Annotated in this window: 16 protein-coding genes, 1 other RNA gene and 1 riboswitch; of the genes, 6 read left to right on the forward strand and 11 right to left on the reverse strand. The window is 39.3% G+C overall.

Translation table 11 applies throughout. The annotated features are described in order from the left end of the window. Positions 1–15 precede the first annotated feature (15 nt). The 3 genes from AC0KUU_RS09530 to AC0KUU_RS09540 form a co-directional block, all read right to left on the reverse strand. Positions 16–498: a GNAT family N-acetyltransferase gene (locus AC0KUU_RS09530; protein ID WP_322551985.1), complete on the reverse strand. Its 483-nt coding sequence runs from the start codon at positions 496–498 to the stop codon at positions 16–18. A gap of 158 nt (positions 499–656) precedes the next feature. Next, positions 657–1,133, reverse strand: a complete 477-nt coding sequence (locus tag AC0KUU_RS09535) for a site-2 protease family protein (RefSeq protein ID WP_013082995.1) — start codon at positions 1,131–1,133, stop codon at positions 657–659. 146 nt (positions 1,134–1,279) lie between these two features. Continuing rightward, the gene (locus tag AC0KUU_RS09540) at positions 1,280–2,098 is read right to left on the reverse strand and encodes an AraC family transcriptional regulator (RefSeq protein ID WP_237075032.1); all 819 of its coding nucleotides are present in this window, start codon (positions 2,096–2,098) and stop codon (positions 1,280–1,282) included. A 138-nt stretch (positions 2,099–2,236) separates the two neighbouring features. On the opposite strand from AC0KUU_RS09540, the gene lacZ reads away from it, so the two are divergent. Next, positions 2,237–5,341: a beta-galactosidase, LacZ type gene (gene lacZ, locus AC0KUU_RS09545; RefSeq protein WP_322551984.1), complete on the forward strand. Its 3,105-nt coding sequence runs from the start codon at positions 2,237–2,239 to the stop codon at positions 5,339–5,341. 36 nt (positions 5,342–5,377) lie between these two features. Here lacZ and AC0KUU_RS09550 read toward each other — a convergent pair whose 3' ends face one another. The 4 genes from AC0KUU_RS09550 to AC0KUU_RS09565 form a co-directional block, all read right to left on the reverse strand. Then, positions 5,378–6,289: an EamA family transporter gene (locus AC0KUU_RS09550; protein WP_043982193.1), complete on the reverse strand. Its 912-nt coding sequence runs from the start codon at positions 6,287–6,289 to the stop codon at positions 5,378–5,380. A gap of 98 nt (positions 6,290–6,387) precedes the next feature. Further along, positions 6,388–8,304, reverse strand: a complete 1,917-nt coding sequence (locus tag AC0KUU_RS09555) for a vWA domain-containing protein (RefSeq protein ID WP_043982191.1) — start codon at positions 8,302–8,304, stop codon at positions 6,388–6,390. An 11-nt stretch (positions 8,305–8,315) separates the two neighbouring features. Then, positions 8,316–9,230 (reverse strand): AAA family ATPase, encoded by a 915-nt coding sequence (locus tag AC0KUU_RS09560; protein ID WP_043982189.1) that lies wholly within the window; start codon positions 9,228–9,230, stop codon positions 8,316–8,318. Between the two features lie 131 nt (positions 9,231–9,361). After that, entirely contained in the window at positions 9,362–9,592 is a 231-nt protein-coding gene (locus AC0KUU_RS09565) for a YkvS family protein (RefSeq protein ID WP_013056869.1), read from the reverse strand. Positions 9,593–10,013: 421 nt separating this feature from the next. Here AC0KUU_RS09565 and AC0KUU_RS09570 point away from each other — a divergent pair, with 421 nt between their 5' ends. Continuing rightward, positions 10,014–10,508: an RNA polymerase sigma factor gene (locus tag AC0KUU_RS09570; protein WP_016763958.1), complete on the forward strand. Its 495-nt coding sequence runs from the start codon at positions 10,014–10,016 to the stop codon at positions 10,506–10,508. Continuing rightward, positions 10,505–11,695 (forward strand): anti-sigma factor, encoded by a 1,191-nt coding sequence (locus AC0KUU_RS09575; RefSeq protein ID WP_043982187.1) that lies wholly within the window; start codon positions 10,505–10,507, stop codon positions 11,693–11,695. Before AC0KUU_RS09570 ends, AC0KUU_RS09575 begins: the two co-directional genes overlap by 4 nt. A gap of 149 nt (positions 11,696–11,844) precedes the next feature. On the opposite strand, the gene AC0KUU_RS09580 is transcribed toward AC0KUU_RS09575, so the two are convergent. Further along, complete coding sequence (locus tag AC0KUU_RS09580; protein ID WP_043982186.1) at positions 11,845–12,297, reverse strand: helix-turn-helix transcriptional regulator; 453 nt, start codon at positions 12,295–12,297, stop codon at positions 11,845–11,847. Positions 12,298–12,450: 153 nt separating this feature from the next. Between AC0KUU_RS09580 and AC0KUU_RS09585 the strand changes: the two genes are divergently transcribed. The 3 genes from AC0KUU_RS09585 (at position 12,451) to AC0KUU_RS09595 (ending at position 13,934) form a co-directional block, all read left to right on the forward strand. Beyond that, on the forward strand, positions 12,451–13,071 hold the full coding sequence (locus AC0KUU_RS09585; RefSeq protein ID WP_043982185.1) for a hypothetical protein: 621 nt from the start codon (positions 12,451–12,453) through the stop codon (positions 13,069–13,071). A 109-nt stretch (positions 13,072–13,180) separates the two neighbouring features. Further along, a non-coding RNA gene (gene ssrS / locus AC0KUU_RS09590) (6S RNA) lies at positions 13,181–13,358 on the forward strand. Between the two features lie 147 nt (positions 13,359–13,505). Next, positions 13,506–13,934, forward strand: coding sequence for a pyridoxamine 5'-phosphate oxidase family protein (locus tag AC0KUU_RS09595; protein WP_013082985.1), 429 nt, complete (start codon positions 13,506–13,508; stop codon positions 13,932–13,934). A 27-nt stretch (positions 13,935–13,961) separates the two neighbouring features. Here the strand turns inward: AC0KUU_RS09595 and thiE are convergent, their stop codons facing one another. The 3 genes from thiE to AC0KUU_RS09610 form a co-directional block, all read right to left on the reverse strand. Next, positions 13,962–14,606: a thiamine phosphate synthase gene (gene thiE / locus AC0KUU_RS09600; protein ID WP_043982184.1), complete on the reverse strand. Its 645-nt coding sequence runs from the start codon at positions 14,604–14,606 to the stop codon at positions 13,962–13,964. Positions 14,607–14,619: 13 nt separating this feature from the next. Beyond that, positions 14,620–15,426 carry a hydroxyethylthiazole kinase gene (gene thiM / locus AC0KUU_RS09605; protein WP_043982183.1) on the reverse strand — a complete coding sequence of 269 codons (807 nt, stop codon included), beginning with the start codon at positions 15,424–15,426 and terminating at the stop codon, positions 14,620–14,622. A 76-nt stretch (positions 15,427–15,502) separates the two neighbouring features. Continuing rightward, a riboswitch (TPP riboswitch) is annotated at positions 15,503–15,611 on the reverse strand. Positions 15,612–15,803: 192 nt separating this feature from the next. Continuing rightward, entirely contained in the window at positions 15,804–17,021 is a 1,218-nt protein-coding gene (locus AC0KUU_RS09610; protein ID WP_013056861.1) for an MFS transporter, read from the reverse strand. Positions 17,022–17,040 lie beyond the last annotated feature (19 nt).

Genomic DNA, 17,040 nt, shown 5'->3' on the forward strand with positions numbered 1-17,040 from the left:
ACCACTCCTATACTCTCATTTTTCATTATATATACTATAAAAGAATAACGATTTATCCCATTTGTTAACTTGCTTTTCTTTTTTCATGCCAATTCTTTCAGCCACTTTAATCGATGGGAAATTGTCAGGATCTATTAATGATATAATCTTCTGAAATTTCAGCGTATGAAGTCCATAATCTAAGCAAGCTTTTGCTGCTTCCCTCGCATAGCCTTCCCCCCAGCGGCTGCGTAAAAATAAATAACCAAGTTCTGGATCTACCTTTCCGTCTACTTTTTGAAGAACCATGCCGCACTGCCCTAGAAACTCTCCTTTCTGTTTATCCTCAGCGATCCACATGCTAATGCCGTACGTTTGATAATGCTGCTTCATCCATTGAATCCAGCGGCGTATGTCTTGTTCGCTTTTAGTAGAAGAATAATACTTCATTGCTTCAGCATCCTCAAAGATTTTCAGTAAATTTCCTGCATCGCTTTCGGCCATGGCTCGCAGCGTCATTCGTTCTGTCTCAATAATCGTATGAATCCTCTCCTTTCTTACATTCCAACATCTTCTATCTTTATTATCCGCTACTATTTTCTTTTCGTAAAGTTTTCCTTTTTTTATTTAAATGAACGAGAAAAAACGCACCAAAAAAGGCTGCTGCACACAGCCCTTTAATCTGGATCACACGTTTTCCCGTACCGTAATACGTTATATATAGCACGTCCATCACTTGCAGTTGTCTCTGTATATTGAATTGGCAGCAGTGAGAAAATAACATAATAGACTGAAAAATAAACAAATTGATAGCAAAATATATCTTCAGGCAGAATATTAGCCATAATTAATCCATTTATTATAAAAATAGTAAGCAAATTAAACAGTACACCACCAGCATACACCACTGCATGAGAAATGCGACTGTCATTCTTAAGATTTTCATATTTACAAAACGAGTCTAAAAAGTAGACTGACTTAATTTTAAACTTCCCCATTTTAAGAATCGTTTTCCCTCGCCCAATAGTAAAATCGACCTTCCCTCCGAAAATAATTGCCATGACGGAATGCCCCAGCTGATGAACAAATGATACAAGTGGCAATACAAGACAGAATGACCACACAAATTTTGGAAGATCATTTAACCCAAACACGTTTATCCCTCCTTTTTGTTTCTTCTCTCTACTTTTCCTCCCCGTTTTCACTTAAAACTACATTTAATTTCTTTTTTAAAACTCATACGAAATAACCAGCATACACATCATGTCTTATGACCTAGATAAACCCCGATATATGTAGCTTATGAAAAATACATTTTTCGAAAAATAGTTGGCGTAACGTTTTCCTGTTCTTTGAAACGCTTGATAAAGTAGCTTGGATGTTCATACCCTACTTGTCTTGCTATATCTTGTACAGAGATTTGGTTGTTTTTAAGCAACAGTTTCTTTGCTTTTTGAATCCGCACGCGCGTTACGTATTCAAATGGCCGGATGCCAAGAGATTGTTGAAAAAGCAAACACGTATACTGCTCCGTTACGTTGAGCTGCTGCGCCAGTACTTCTAGCGTTAACGGCTGATGATAATATTCCTCGATATAACGAAGGACTGGGTTTAGCTGAGTAATTTGCTGCAGACGACTTTTACTTTCTATATATACGCTGTCTTGGCGAAGTTTTAAAATGACGCTGTATAGTAGTTCAGAGCACTGCATGGTGCTAGAGGTATGATTTTCTTCTAACCGATCCATTAGTTCTTGAAGCATCCTGTAAAGACTTTCAGGATTTGTAAGGACGATTTTTCCCGAATTAATAAATTGAAGAGAAAGCATGATATCATCAATCACACTTCCGTTAAAAGAAACCCAGCATACTTGCCATTCGCTCGTAACGGGATAGTATTCGTGCGGAACGTGCGGCGTCAGAAACATCCCTTCATTTTCTTTTATAATATAAACCTCGTCGTTTACACGAAGCTCGCCTCTTCCTTTTAGGCATTGAATCCATTGATAATCAGGAAACTCTCCCTGACGCTTAATATGCGTTTGGTGTCTCCAGCTTCCAGCGCTTGTAACATAGAATGGCAGTTTCATATCTTCATCTGAAAGAGCCGGAAAGTACATACGGTCCACATTACTTCCCCCTTTTTATGTGAATATAGTTATATTATCATGAAAATAATTAGATTGATAAGGTTTTCAGAAAACGTTATCATTTTCATATAAACTAATAACCTAGTACTTTAGAAATGAGGGATCGACGTGTTAAAAACCGGCAAGAAATTTCATTATACAGCACCTGCAAACGGATACCCTGAATGGAATAACAACCCTGAAATTTTTCAATTGAACCGTTCAAAAGCACACGCTTTACTTATGCCTTATCAAACGGTCGAAGAGGCCTTGAAAAATGATAGAAAATCTTCTGTTTACTATCAAAGCTTAAATGGCAGCTGGTATTTTCATTTTGCTGAAAATGCAGATGGCCGCGTCAAAAACTTTTTCGCACCTGAGTTTTCATATGAGAAATGGGACTCTATTTCAGTTCCTTCACACTGGCAGCTGCAAGGATATGACTATCCTCAATATACAAACGTGACATACCCTTGGGTTGAAAATGAAGAGCTCGAACCTCCTTTTGCACCGACTAAATATAACCCTGTCGGTCAGTACATCCGTACTTTTACACCTAAATCAGAATGGAAAGATCAGCCGGTGTACGTCAGCTTCCAAGGCGTCGAATCTGCTTTTTACGTATGGATTAACGGTGAGTTTGTTGGTTACAGCGAAGACAGCTTTACTCCAGCTGAATTTGATATAACTTCTTACCTTCAAGAAGGTGAAAATACGATAGCAGTAGAAGTATATCGCTGGAGTGATGCAAGCTGGCTTGAAGACCAAGATTTTTGGCGAATGAGCGGCATCTTCCGAGATGTGTATCTCTATTCTACTCCACCGGTTCACATCTATGACTTTAGCGTTCGTTCGTCGCTTGATAACAACTACGAAGATGGTGAACTTATCGTTTCAGCTGATATTTTAAATTACTTTGAGCACGATACTCAAGGTCTAACATTTGAAGCCATGCTGTATGACGCCAATGGCCAAGAAGTACTACAAGCTCCGCTGCAAACAAATTTAAGTGTGAGCGATCAACGTACAGTCTCCTTGCGTACACACATTAAAAGCCCTGCAAAATGGAGCGCAGAAAGTCCTAATTTGTATACGCTTGTACTCAGCTTAAAGAATTCTGCTGGTTCTATTATCGAAACAGAAAGCTGTAAAGTCGGCTTCCGTACGTTTGAACTAAAGAACGGTCTTATGACAATCAACGGCAAACGTATTGTACTTCGAGGAGTGAATCGCCACGAATTTGATTCAGTAAAAGGCCGGGCAGGCATCACGCGCGAAGACATGCTTCACGACATTTCGCTGATGAAACAGCATAATATTAACGCGGTGCGTACATCCCATTATCCTAACGATTCAGTATGGTATGAACTATGTGATGAATACGGGCTGTACGTTATTGATGAAACCAATTTAGAAACGCACGGAACGTGGACTTATTTACAAGAAGGTGAGCAAAAAGCCGTTCCAGGAAGCAAGCCAGAATGGAAAGAAAACGTATTGGATCGATGTCGTTCCATGTACGAACGTGACAAAAACCACCCTTCTATCATTATTTGGTCGCTTGGAAACGAATCATTTGGCGGAGAAAACTTTCAGCATATGTATACCTTTTTTAAAGAAAAAGATTCCACGAGACTTGTTCATTATGAAGGAATCTTCCATCATCGCGACTATGATGCTTCAGATATAGAAAGCACGATGTACGTTAAGCCAGCAGATGTAGAGCGCTATGCATTAATGAATCCGAAAAAACCTTACATCTTATGTGAATACAGTCATGCAATGGGTAATTCATGCGGGAATCTGTACAAATACTGGGAGCTGTTCGATCAATATCCGATCTTACAAGGCGGTTTTATATGGGACTGGAAAGATCAAGCCCTTCAAGCAACAGCAGAAGACGGTACTTCTTACTTAGCTTACGGGGGAGATTTTGGTGATACTCCTAACGATGGCAACTTCTGTGGAAACGGCTTAATCTTTGCTGATGGGACAGCTAGCCCCAAAATTGCAGAAGTAAAAAAATGCTATCAGCCCGTAAAGTGGACAGCAGTCGACACTGCAAAAGGAAAGTTTGCCGTTCAAAACAAACACTTGTTTACAAACTTGAACGCCTATGATTTTGTTTGGACTGTTGAAAAAAACGGTGAACTCGTTGAAAAGCATGCGTCTCTTTTAAATGTAGCTCCTGATGGTACAGACGAACTGACGCTTTCTTATCCTCTTTGTGAGCAAGAAAATGAAGCTGACGAATTTGTTTTAACTCTTTCTCTCAGATTGTCTAAAGATACAGCCTGGGCTTCAGCTGGATATGAAGTGGCGTACGAACAGTTTGTACTGCCTGCCAAAACCGCTGTGCCTTCAGTAAAAGCTGCTCATCCTGCTTTAACCGTTAACCAAAATGAACAAACGCTTACGGTTACAGGAACTAACTTCACGGCCATTTTTGATAAGCGAAAAGGACAGTTTATTTCTTACAACTACGAGCACACCGAGCTGCTTGCGTCGGGTTTCCGTCCAAATTTTTGGCGTGCAGTAACCGATAATGACCTCGGGAATAAACTGCATGAAAGATGTCAAACGTGGCGTCAAGCAAGCTTAGAGCAGCATGTGCAAAAAATAAGTGTTCAGCCGCAAATTGACTTTGTTATCATTTCGGTTGAACTAGCTTTAGACAACTCTCTTGCTTCTTGCTATGTAACGTATACGCTATATAACGATGGTGAAATGAAAATTGAACAATCTTTAGCACCTTCTGAGACAATGCCTGAAATTCCAGAAATCGGCATGCTGTTTACGATGAATGCGACTTTTGATTCTTTAACATGGTACGGAAAAGGACCTCATGAAAATTATTGGGATCGTAAAACTGGCGCTAAGCTGGCCCTTCATAAAGGCAGTGTAAAAGAGCAAGTCACACCGTATTTACGCCCTCAAGAATGCGGAAATAAAACGGACGTTCGATGGGCCACTATTACAAACGATCAAGGACGCGGCTTTTTGATAAAAGGTTTGCCAACAGTCGAGCTGAATGCTTTACCTTACTCACCTTTTGAACTGGAGGCTTACGATCATTTTTACAAATTGCCGGCAAGCGATTCAGTAACCGTGCGGGTTAACTACAAGCAAATGGGCGTTGGCGGAGACGATAGCTGGCAAGCTAAAACACATCCTGATTACACACTATATGCTAACCGCTCGTATACAAACACGTTTACGCTAAAACCTCTATAAAAACAAGAAGGACTTTCATTTGAAAGTCCTTTTTACTTATGACGTCACCTCTGGCTTTCGCTGAGAAAGTAAAAATACCGTAGCGATAATAAGAATCGTACCTAACCACTCCGTCCATCCAAAGGTCACATGAAGCCATAGAACAGAGAGCGCCGCTGCTGATAAAGGCTCTGCTGACGCAAGAACAATGGCTTCAGAAGCGCTAATATGCTTCAAGCTTTCCAAATAGCAATAAAATGCAATGAGCGTTCCGAATATGATTACAAATAACACCGCACACAGCGACAATAGCGACCATTCACCTGCTATATGCCACGGCGGGTGAATAAATGAAAAACTTACGCCGCCTATCACCATTCCCCAGCCTACTACTTCAATTGAGCTCCATTTCGTAAGAAGACGCTTAGGCTGAAGCGTATAAAAAGCAGACGTCACAGCTGCCCCAATTCCCCAAAACAACGCCCATCCTGTAATAGACAGCTCGTTAAAATTCCCGCTTGTTGCAAGAAAAAAGGTCCCCATTATGACGAGCACAACAGAAATCATTTCTACTTTCACCGGCCACTTTCTTGCTTGCACAGCTAAATAGCCAATAATAAATATTGGCGACGTATATTGAAGCACTGTAGCTGTAGCAGCGTTTCCTGCTTCAATAGCTGCAAAATATGTATACTGCACGCCGAGCATACCGATTACACCAAACAAAAGCAGCGAAGTCCTCTCTTCTTTTGTTTTCCAAATTGCAAAAATATTGCGCTGCTTAGAGGCTATTGCCAAAAGCAGCAATCCGGATACTAACATACGAACGACAACCAGCCACTCTGCGTTAAAACTTTTATGCTGAAATAAATATTGAGCCACCGTGCCAGATACTCCCCACATTGTGGCGCCAATGATTACAAGCAGCAGCCCCCATGCTCTTCTAGATGACGTTTGAACTCCTTCCACTTGCCATTCCTTCTCTCTTTTTCATATATATTTAACTTACCTCGCTCTTCTTTAACGGTCAATAGCAAAAAAAGTCGAAGCAATATGCTTCGACTTTTTTAAATGCTTTTATGAAGTAATTTCTTGAGTAAAGGAAATAGCACATCGGGAAGTTCTTCGATGTTTGGTACTAGAATACTATATTTCCCGTACATATTTTGAATGGTTTTCTTTTGTCCTTCATCAATTTCCCCGTTGGATAAAAAGACGTTGATGACTTCAATTCCGTGCTTGCGTGCTTCTAATACCGCTTCGTGCGTATCTACAATACCATTTTGTTCATATCCCATAGCGGCTGGTTCACCGTCTGAAAACACAAGTAAAAACTTCTGCTGTTCAGAACGCTGAAGCAAGCGGCGTGTCATATGGCGAATGGCAAATCCATCACGGTTGTCTTCTTCAGGCTCAAGCTGCATAATTTCAGGACCGCTTTTACGCTTTAAAGATGCTTGAAAGTCCATAACTGTCTGCAGGTAGTTAGGCTGGCTCGTTTCGGTGGCATCATTTGTATCTTCCCAAAACCCTACAATTTGATGAGGCACCATAACAGACTTTAACGCTTCATGAAATAGCGTAATCCCAAGCTTCGTTTCATCCATTTTGTCGTACATTGATGCGGAACAGTCAACTAAAAGAGAAAAGACGGCATCAATTTGCGCAGAATCTTCATCTTTTTTATAAAATAAACGAGGATTGTCGTCTGTCCATAGTTTTAGAAGCTTTTTATTTAATCGGCCAAAGTGCAGCTCGCTTCTAGGAAGCGTTTTTTTATGTTCAAGCGTTTTTTCAATCATTTGCTTTAATTTTTTTTGATACGATGCAATAATTTTTTTATTCTCATCATACTGAACAACATGATCGTCGTTCGGAAGTTTAGAATCTATAAAAACAGCATAGGCATGCTTATTTTCTTTCCCATACTCATAATCCGCTTCCCCGTCTTTTTCCGGATGCGTTTGCTCCATGGCTTCGATTTGAGAATAATCGTTCCGCGATGTTTTTTGAGAAGACCCTTGCACCATGCCCATTGCTTGATCTCCATCGTCGCCTTCACGAACACCATCGCCTAGCATGTCTGTTTTTGAGCCTTGATCCATATCAAACTGTAGAAAACTTTGCGTCGCTTCGCTTGTCTCTCGATGCCACATTTCCATTTTCTCTTCGTGAATGTCTTCATCTCCGTCTTTTTCATGCTCTAAAATATCATCGTTCACTAATGAATCTTTGCGTTTTAGATCTTCAAATGTTAACCCTTCTTCTAACTGATCATACTGAAGTTCAGCCAAGAAGAAATAAGTATTAAGCATATCTTTTTCAACAATATCATCAAAGACATCTACAAGTTCAAGACAGATGCGCGATACATCTTTTGTTGTTTTAGCTTCATATACATTTGTTAGCTGTCTGCGGATAAAAGGCATCGCTAAATTAATCGATTCACTCATTGAAGGAATTTCTTCAAATGGATTTTCAGCCGTCAATAGCAAGTAGATGCCGTTAAAAAGTGCATCCGTATACACGCTTTTTGTTAGATTTGCGCTCATTTGTGTAGCAAAATATTTTCTGTAGAGCTGTCTTCTGACGGCGAAGGCTTTTTTCGTTCCAGGGCGTTCGCGTTTGCATACTTCTTCTAAACGAATATCTTCAAACAGCATAAACAGCTGCTTAGCTAAGCCAGGTACCGAGGTTTTATTTATTTTCTTTAAATATGCATTAATTTCTTTGAAGTTTGAATGCTTATAGCTTCCAATACTTCTTAAAAATACATCACTTTTTAAGCCGTACACTTTGTCTTCTTCTGGACGGTTATCCCAAAAGTGACTGAGGTAAATAATGCCGTGTACAGGATCATAATAAGAAGAAACGCGATACTCTACTTCAATTTCATCATTTTTTGTTAATGTTTTCGTTAAATCTGCCAGCTCCATATAGAGAAAGGAATCTACATTTTTGTCGTTAAATTTAATAAATCGCATAGCGCCACTCCTTACTCAAATAATGTTTCAGCAATATTTTGAATGGCGGCTTTTTCCCTTTCATCTTCTAGCTTTTCAATAATACCGCGTCTAATCGCGCGAAGAGGCGGCATATAAAGAGCTAAATCACACGTATCGATAAGCGCACGAATAGACGCAGCTTCTTCTGATACATGGCCGCTTTGAACTTGAGTAATTAAATCCGCAGAGAGCGTGACAAATTTATCAATTAATTTTTCGTCTTTTAACTGAGACTGAGACATCAGAACTTGCTTTAAGCTGCCTCCTTGAATATACGGCACTTCAATAACAACAAAACGATTTTTTAACGCTTCGTTTAATGGAACGGTACCAACATACCCCTCATTAATAGCCGCTACTACGCCGAACGTTTGCTGACCGCGTACTACATCTCCAGTGAATGGGTTCGTAATCATTTTTCGGTAATCAAGAACCCCATTTAAAATAGGAAGTGTTTCAGGTTTAGCCATGTTAATTTCATCAATATATAATAAATGCCCTTTTTTCATTGCCTGAATAACAGGTCCTTCCACAAACTCAATACCTGTTTTCCCTTCTTGTTCAGCAATTGTTTTAAAACCAAGCAGCGCTTCTGCATCTAAGTCAACCGAGCAGTTAACGCTATGCATCGGCTGAGAAAATAAATGCGACAGCGTTTCAGCAAGCTTTGTTTTACCTGAACCTGTTGGTCCTTTTAAAAGTACGTTTTTCCCTAGTGACAAGGCAATAATAGCATCTTCTAAAATATCTGCTTCTTCTGCTGTATAGCCGCCTTTTCCAATTAATAGCTGATCAGCATCGGACAAATTTTCATATTTACGATTCGCTAAAAGCGAAAGAACCTCTTGTGGTAATGATAATTGTGATAGTTGAATTGACATAACAAAAATCCTTTCTTTCTGCATACTTTCTATAGTTTACTAAAAAACATTCTTCTTCTCAAAGAATTGCTTTACCTACGCTTTTCTCTAAGGTTTCCGATAGAAAAACCGCAGTCTTTAAACATATATTCAGTAAAAAAAAGTAGGTTATTCACCTACTTTTTTACGATTTTATAGTTTTTATGATTAACGACTGTTTTCATGGATTCGCCCGTTTCAGCATCTTTCCCAAAATCTACGATAACCGAATTGTCTCGCACTACCATAACAATTCCTTTAAATCCTTTATAGTCGCCTTTTTTTGGCTGAATGGTATCGCCAACTTTAGCTGCTTTGACTTTAGGTGCTTGTTCTTCTGTACCTTGTGTATTTTCTACGTCCATCATGACCCCACCTTTTCCAATTTACCGTGTTTTTTATAAGTGAAAACACAATTTAATTTACTTTTTGTTGAAAATACTTAGTTTATTTTCCCACAAACATCCATGGTTAAACACCATGTGTTTGTCCATTTTTATTTTGCAAACAAACGCTGTATTTTTTATTATGTATGTAGCTGTTTTTTGTAAGAGCACATCCTTGTTCTATCATAACATTTTCTGTTTCCTTCGAACACCAATTACCCTTTAGTTTTTTAAAAAAATGACAAATTACATGGAATTATGTCGAATTTCATATGGTTTTCTTTTTAGTATGATAAGCTATATATCGTATTTTAAGCATCTTTTATCTATTACATACGATTTTTGATAAAAAAACCGAAACTTTTATCCACAAATTGCGTTGATTAAATGAAAGGGGGAGAAAATGGCACAACAGCATAACTTTGAACACATTTATAAACAGCACATGCATGATTTGCTGCGCTATCTTCTCTCTCTTACTCGCAGAAAAGAATCAGCGGAAGATTTAATGCAGGAGACCTTTTACCGGGCACTTTTACACTTAGAAACATATAAAGGCGAAGAAGTGAAGCCTTGGCTGTTCAAAATTGCTTATCACGCCTTTATTGACTGGTATCGAAAAGAAAAAAAACGCCCTACTGTCGAAATAGAAGAATGGCACTTTACTCCTCAGCCAAGTGCTGAAGAACAAGTGATGATTCAAAGTGAAATCGACGGCTGGCTTTCTGATGTATCTGCTTTGCCTCCGGCTAAGCAGAATATTGTACTGTTACGAGATTATCACGGCTTCACATATGAAGAGATTGCAGAAATGACTGGCTATACTCTGTCAAAAGTGAAAATGGACTTGTATCGTGGTCGTCAACAATTGAAAAAAAGAAAGGAAGAGGACGGATGAGCTGTCAAGATATGAAGCATCAATGGGAAAAATATAAAAACGGCACTTTGACAGACAAAGAAGCAGAAGCACTTGAAGAACATACGGAAAATTGTGAAGCATGCTCGGCTCATTTGGAGCACTTGCTAACTGAAGATGAACTGTTATCGCCAACTTCATCAGCTACTTCACTAAGTGACGATACGATGTTGGATAATAAAAAAGTTAAAAAGTCCATTTATATCGCCAAATGGAAGCAGCGCCTTTCAAATGTGACAACTGTCATTGGCTCTGTCGTTCTGCTATGGATAATCGGCAGCTTTTTATCTATTGTATATTATCATCAATCAAAAACCGAATACATAAACAGCGTGAATCAAGCGGCTATCGAATCTGCTTTTCCGAACGTTCATATACGTGAAACCACTTCTGATACACAGTCCTTTTTCCGCATGCAGTCGCAAATGGAAGCTTATAAGCAAATTGGACGTGAAGAGCAGGCCATTGGGACGTTTACATTTCATCAACTGTTTGATAAAACAAGCGGTGTAGAAAAAGAATTTTCCGGCGGCAAATACGACCTTAACCTTTCTTTTGTCTATCCTGATCCCAAAAAACTAAAGCTGCATGCAAAAGAGTATAAGGAATGGACAAACGAAACATGGAAAGCGTTAGAAAATCTACCAAAAGGAACGGTAAGCGAAGTGGCTATTTCTTTTGATGATACGTATTCGCTAAAAGAAGTTCAGCAAAAAATGAACGCCATCGACAGCCGTGATTTTTCTACCTCTTGGTACGCGCTTAATACAGGGCACGAACAAAAAACAAGCACAAAAGATGAGCCATTAATTGACTTAACATCAACATTTGGCTTTCCAGAGTTTTTAGACTTACCTTACGATCACAAAGGAAATCAAACCCACTCTACTAGCAAGTCGAATGTTTTAAATATGATGAAATTATTAGCCGATAATGAAGAAACGGTCCAAAAAGTTCGTCAGCTGGACCATTCCGATCTGTTGCTAAAGCAGCGATATTCTTATGTAAAAAAACACGGCGTCGGTGTGTACGGCGTTGTGATTACAGGGCCTACAAAAAAGCTTCTGAAATTAAAGAATGATCCGTCGATCACATATGCGTCACTTGGAGATGTAGAGCTATGGAATTGGTTCAGTCGTCCCTCATCAGGTACGTTAATGAATCAGTAGTGGCTGAGACAAAAGTATAGCAGTGGAAGAAAAATCCGAACGATAAATCAAGACTCTTAATGGAGAATCAAATTCGTTCGGATTTTTTTATGGATAGAGTGAACGTAGGTTTCATATATGCAGTGATTTTGTTATGTCCCGGCCTCTTTTTATTCATTCGTTAATTGTTCAAACCTTTTTACCGCTTCGCTTTTATCAAATGAACTAAACCATCGATAGTCTTGGTCATCTAAAATGCGATAGTGCTGACTAATCATATTTTGCTGCAGACGAAAAAAGTCTTCTTTTTGAATTTCTTTCCACCATACTCTTCCTCCGAGCGTTTTATCTTTTGGAGAAGATACGCCGTTATGAGCAATGATTTCTACTACTTCTAAAGGAACGTCTCCCAAAACCGATTGAAGGATTTCACTGTCACCAAACAAACCGCATACTGCAACAGTGGTCGTCCACCCTGCTTCTGTGCGCCCTTTTTCAATTTGAACCAATGTTTTTTTAGAAATACCAATGACTTCAGCCATTCTGTCTTGTGAATAGTTTCTTTCTAAACGAATTAATCGTATTTTATCCGATACTGATTTAATTACTTCTTGTTTATTCATTTTCACAGCCCTTTCTTTCTATACACGTACATTTCTTTAGTGTAATATTACACCTAATTAAAGAAGAGTTTCAAGCGTTTCCCTTCGTCACAAGACGGGGAAATATACTGAAATGGTTTTTGTACACTAAAACAATTAAAAGGAGTTGAGAATATGTATATCATTGTATGGGCTATGCTTGTACTATACGCCTTGCTGCTAGCTCCAGGAGCAAGCGCCGGTAATGATTTGCTGTTTAAAAATCTTATCACAGGAAATTTTCAACAGGTAGATCCGCTCGTGGTTATAGTATTCTCTTTTTTAGGACTTTTCCCAGTATTGTTTATGGTAATGATCTGTAAAAAAGATACATACAAACTGCTTGGATGGCCATTTTCTCTTCTATCATTTGCGCTTGGAGCTTTTTCTCTTTTGTTCTATTATCATTGGAAAGGACAAAAAGTTCGAACACGTTCGCGTATTCCTTCACGTTTCATTGCTATCATTTCTTCTCGTCTATGGATTGGATTATGCTTAGCGCTCACGATTGCAGGTTACGCATACGGACTATCCTTAGGTTCAATAAAAGCTTATGGAGATGCTTTTATGCAGTCACAGCTTGTTAGCGTGATGACCGCTGATTTTTTTGTTTTAACGTGGCTTTCTTACTCCGTTATGACAAAAGAAAGGATAGCATCCCGGCCTTACCTTCTTTTATGTTTCATTCCAGTTGCGGGCCCTTTTCTTATTTTGTTGCTGTTTCCCCGCCAAGATGTTAGAGAAGAAAAACTTTAAATAAAAGTCTTGCGTTCCATTCATTATTCCGTTATAATCATTTCTTGTACGATGAAAGTTGATTAATTAGAAAACATTTATATATCGGCATTTTATTTACATTTGTTATACATACCTGCGCTGTGCGTATACTCATGTTGTCTTAAACCTTTGAGTGTTAAAAGGGAGCTCAAAATTTAGCTGCAGATAGCACGCCCTTCTTGGGACGCTAAACCCGGCTATGAGGGCACCCACCTAGTAGATCTGGGTATTTAAGACACTTAGGGTTACGGCAGTGCGGGCTTATTTTTTAGTTAGCTGTAGCTAGCTTTTTTTATTTTTCATTTTACTAGTTTACATAATTATTTTATTGTTAACTTATATTTTTTTTAGACATGTATGTTTTATTTATCTTCGATTGAGGAACATAAAAAGTAATAAAGGAGATGGATAAAATGAATGAACAAAAAATTGCTAAAAAAGTAAACGAAGTATTAGAAGGAAATCGTGTAGGAACATTAGCCACAGTTGTAAACAACAAACCCCACTCTCGCTATATGACATTCTTTAGCGATGAAGATGGTATCGCTCTTTACACACCAACAAATATCAATACACATAAGGCAGAGGAAATCGAAGCCAATCCGAACGTGCACGTACTATTGGGCTACAGCGGCGAAGGATATGGCGATCAATACTTAGAATTATCTGGTACAGCTGTTCTTCGTACTGGTGATCAATTAAAAGGGCGTATATGGAACGATCACATGAAAGAATGGTTTGACGGTCCAAATGACCCTGAGTATGTTGTTCTTGAAATTACGCCGAACGAAATTCGCTTTATGAATGAAGGCGAAGAAACTCCTCAAACTGTTCAGCTATAATAAAAAAGCGCACACTGTGCGCTTTTTTTATTTTCTTACCGCTTCTTTCAATTGAGCTGCTTTTTCTTTTGGAGACGCTGCTAAGCTAATCGCGGTAATAATAGAAACGCCATCTGCACCTGCTTCTACTACTTGTTTGGCATTTTCAGGCGTGATCCCGCCGATTCCTACAATTGGAAAGTCAATATTCTGGTTTCGCACTTCTTCAATTAACTTTGTACCTTGCACTGCTTTTGCGTCTTTTTTTGTAGAAGTAGGAAAAACAGGTCCCATTCCTACATAATCCGCCCCGTCTTTTATCGCTTGCTGCAGCTCTTGTACATTATGAACAGAGACGCCCACAATTCCTTTTCCTATTTTCTCTCGAACAATATGAGCTTTTTCATCTTCTTGTCCAATATGAACGCCATCTGCTTGTAAGCGGATCGCTAAGTCCAGATCATCATTCACCACAAAAGGAACGCTGTGCTGCTGACAAATTTGCTGAAGTTCCTTCGCCAGCTGATATTTCGCTTCTCCTGTTAAGGCACCCTCGCCTTTTTCACGGAATTGAAACACGGTAACGCCGCCTTCAATTGCTTCTTTCAACACTTCTTTCGGATCTTTTTTACAGTTATTGCTGCCCATTATAAAATAAACTTGCAGCAGCTTTTTGATTTCTTCATTTGTCATTTTCCGGCTCCTTTTAACGTTGATGTACTCTTGCATATGATTCAATATCCTGCCCAGATAAAAGATGAAGCTGATTTAACAGCTCAATTTGAAAGCTTCCCGGCCCTTCTTCACCTTTTTTCGCTGCGGCGATTTCACCTGCCACTCCGTAAAAACTTAAAGCAGCAACGCTTGCCTCGACATATTCTTTTTCTACAGCAGCGAAAGCTCCTATAATTGATGTTAGCAGACACCCAGTCCCCGTCACTTTCGTAAATAACGGGTGACCGTTGTCTACTGTATACGTTTTGTTTCCATCTGTGATTACATCTTGTTTACCCGTGATAACAATCACCGTATCTAATTTGTTCGCTGCTTTTTCAGCAAGTTCAATGACGTCTCCTTGCCCTTCTAATGAATCAACGCCTTTAATGAGCCATGACTCGCCTACGACATTCGCAACTTCAGCAGCGTTACCACGAATAACTGCCATATTTAATTCTTCTACAAGCTGACGTGCTACTTCTGTACGAAACGGTGTCGCTCCGGCTCCTACAGGATCGAAAATAACCGGCACGCCATTTTCATTTGCTGATTTTCCTGCTATTCTCATCGCTTCTACTTCTTGAGCCGTCAGTGTACCCATATTTAAGACAAGCGCTCCGGCGATTCGTGCCATGTCAGCCACTTCTTCCTTCGCATAAGCCATAACAGGTGAAGCTCCTAGTGCAAGCAGTCCATTTGCTGTAAAGTTGGTTACCACAACATTCGTAATATTATGAACAAGCGGACTTGTATCTCTTACTTTTTCTAATTGAGCTGAAATTTTACTAATATCCATGTTTTTTTCACTCTTTTCATTTAGTTTTAACACTGCAAAAAAAAGACAAAAAAGCACCTTGCATGCGCAAAGTGCTTTGGTATGTACTCACATTCCCTGCGCTGGCATTATCCAACAGGTTCAAATGGTCAACAGGCGTCCCTGTACTCTCAGCCTGCCCCGCGCAAGCTCCCATACTATTCTTGTTACGTTTAAAGTTTACTATTAACCTTTTTTATTTGCAACCATTTCACTGTTTTGCCGATAAAATAAAGCTTCTCTATAGGGTGAGTGGCGCTTTAAACCTTACACCATTCCTAAAAGAATAATCAATAGACCTCCAGTAAGCTACTCGAGGTCTTCAATTCCCTAAGAATTCTATCATTTTTTCCTTATGGTTATTTCTCTTGAACCGCTTGATTTCTCACAGCTGTTTTTCTGTCCTTCCCTGCTCTTAAAGATAAAAGAAAACAAAGCAGCAGTACAAGTGCAGCTGATACGTACGGATAATTAATGTTTATATCAAAAAGAAAGCCTGCTACAACGGGTCCAATAATATTCCCAAGACTTGTATAAGCAGAATTTAGTCCGGCTACATACCCTTGGTCGTCTTGTGCCATCATCGACATTTGCGTGCTGATTGCCGGACGTAAAATATCTGTTGCTAAAAAGACGATGAATGTCACAACAATAATAAGCCAGTACGTGTGCACAAACAGCGTAAGTAAAATAAAAAGTCCCGTCATCATCAAGCAAAACGAAATCACTCTTTTTTCACCAAACTTATTTAAAATCCAGCCAAAAATCGTAACCTGCACTACGGCCCCCGCAATAGAGCCAAACGTAATAACAAACGCAATATCTTTGGGCGTAAAGCTAAATTTATGATCAACAAATAGCGAAAAAATCGTTTCATAATTGGATAATCCAAACGATGTCACAAAAACAATAATTAAACTTAGAAAATAAGGTTCTTTATAGGAATTCATAAGCTGGAGTAGCAGCCGATCTTCTTTTGGATTCTCATTGTTTGAAACAGCATGATTTTGTACAGGACGAGACTCTGGCAAAACAAAAAGCGTAATCACTGCAGCCAAGCCTCCTGCTACTGCGGCCATATAAAATGGTACACGCATGCCGTATTCAGCTAAAAAGCCGCCGATACCAGGTCCAATAATAAATCCTGTTGTAATCGCCGCCGTCACATAGCCCATTCCTTTAGCACGTTCTTTAGCAGACGTCACGTCCGCTGTATAGGCCATAACAGCAGGCATAATGAGCGCGGCCCCGACACCGCCTAACATTCTCGATACAAATAATAAAAGAGGTGTACTCACTGAACCAAAGAACCATTCAGACAAGGCAAAAACAATCATTCCCGCTACAATAATTTTCTTTCTCCCTAACGAATCTGATAACCGACCCGCTAAAGGTGAAAACAAAAATTGAGTCAGTGAAAACACCGCTACTAAGAGGCCCATCACGCTGCCGTTGATATGAAGCTCCGTCATATATGTTGGCATAATTGGAATAACGAGACCGATTCCTGTAAAAATAATAAAAATGTTTAGCATGAGCAGCAAAATCGCCGCTCGATTTCTTAACAATAATGACATATAAACCTCCTGATTACAA

Source organism: Priestia sp. ST2 (assembly GCF_055810735.1).

Bases quoted from the DNA above. Each gene is read 5' to 3' on its own strand.
- AC0KUU_RS09530 (WP_322551985.1), bottom strand. From the start codon at position 498: ATGACGCTGCGAGCCATGGCCGAAAGCGATGCAGGAAATTTACTGAAA.
- AC0KUU_RS09540 (WP_237075032.1), bottom strand. From the start codon at position 2,098: ATGTACTTTCCGGCTCTTTCAGATGAAGATATGAAACTGCCATTCTAT.
- AC0KUU_RS09555 (WP_043982191.1), bottom strand. From the start codon at position 8,304: ATGCGATTTATTAAATTTAACGACAAAAATGTAGATTCCTTTCTCTAT.
- AC0KUU_RS09560 (WP_043982189.1), bottom strand. From the start codon at position 9,230: ATGCAGAAAGAAAGGATTTTTGTTATGTCAATTCAACTATCACAATTA.
- AC0KUU_RS09565 (WP_013056869.1), bottom strand. From the start codon at position 9,592: ATGATGGACGTAGAAAATACACAAGGTACAGAAGAACAAGCACCTAAA.
- AC0KUU_RS09570 (WP_016763958.1), top strand. From the start codon at position 10,014: ATGGCACAACAGCATAACTTTGAACACATTTATAAACAGCACATGCAT.
- AC0KUU_RS09575 (WP_043982187.1), top strand. From the start codon at position 10,505: ATGAGCTGTCAAGATATGAAGCATCAATGGGAAAAATATAAAAACGGC.
- AC0KUU_RS09580 (WP_043982186.1), bottom strand. From the start codon at position 12,297: ATGAATAAACAAGAAGTAATTAAATCAGTATCGGATAAAATACGATTA.
- AC0KUU_RS09585 (WP_043982185.1), top strand. From the start codon at position 12,451: ATGTATATCATTGTATGGGCTATGCTTGTACTATACGCCTTGCTGCTA.
- AC0KUU_RS09595 (WP_013082985.1), top strand. From the start codon at position 13,506: ATGAATGAACAAAAAATTGCTAAAAAAGTAAACGAAGTATTAGAAGGA.
- thiE (WP_043982184.1), bottom strand. From the start codon at position 14,606: ATGACAAATGAAGAAATCAAAAAGCTGCTGCAAGTTTATTTTATAATG.
- thiM (WP_043982183.1), bottom strand. From the start codon at position 15,426: ATGGATATTAGTAAAATTTCAGCTCAATTAGAAAAAGTAAGAGATACA.
- AC0KUU_RS09610 (WP_013056861.1), bottom strand. From the start codon at position 17,021: ATGTCATTATTGTTAAGAAATCGAGCGGCGATTTTGCTGCTCATGCTA.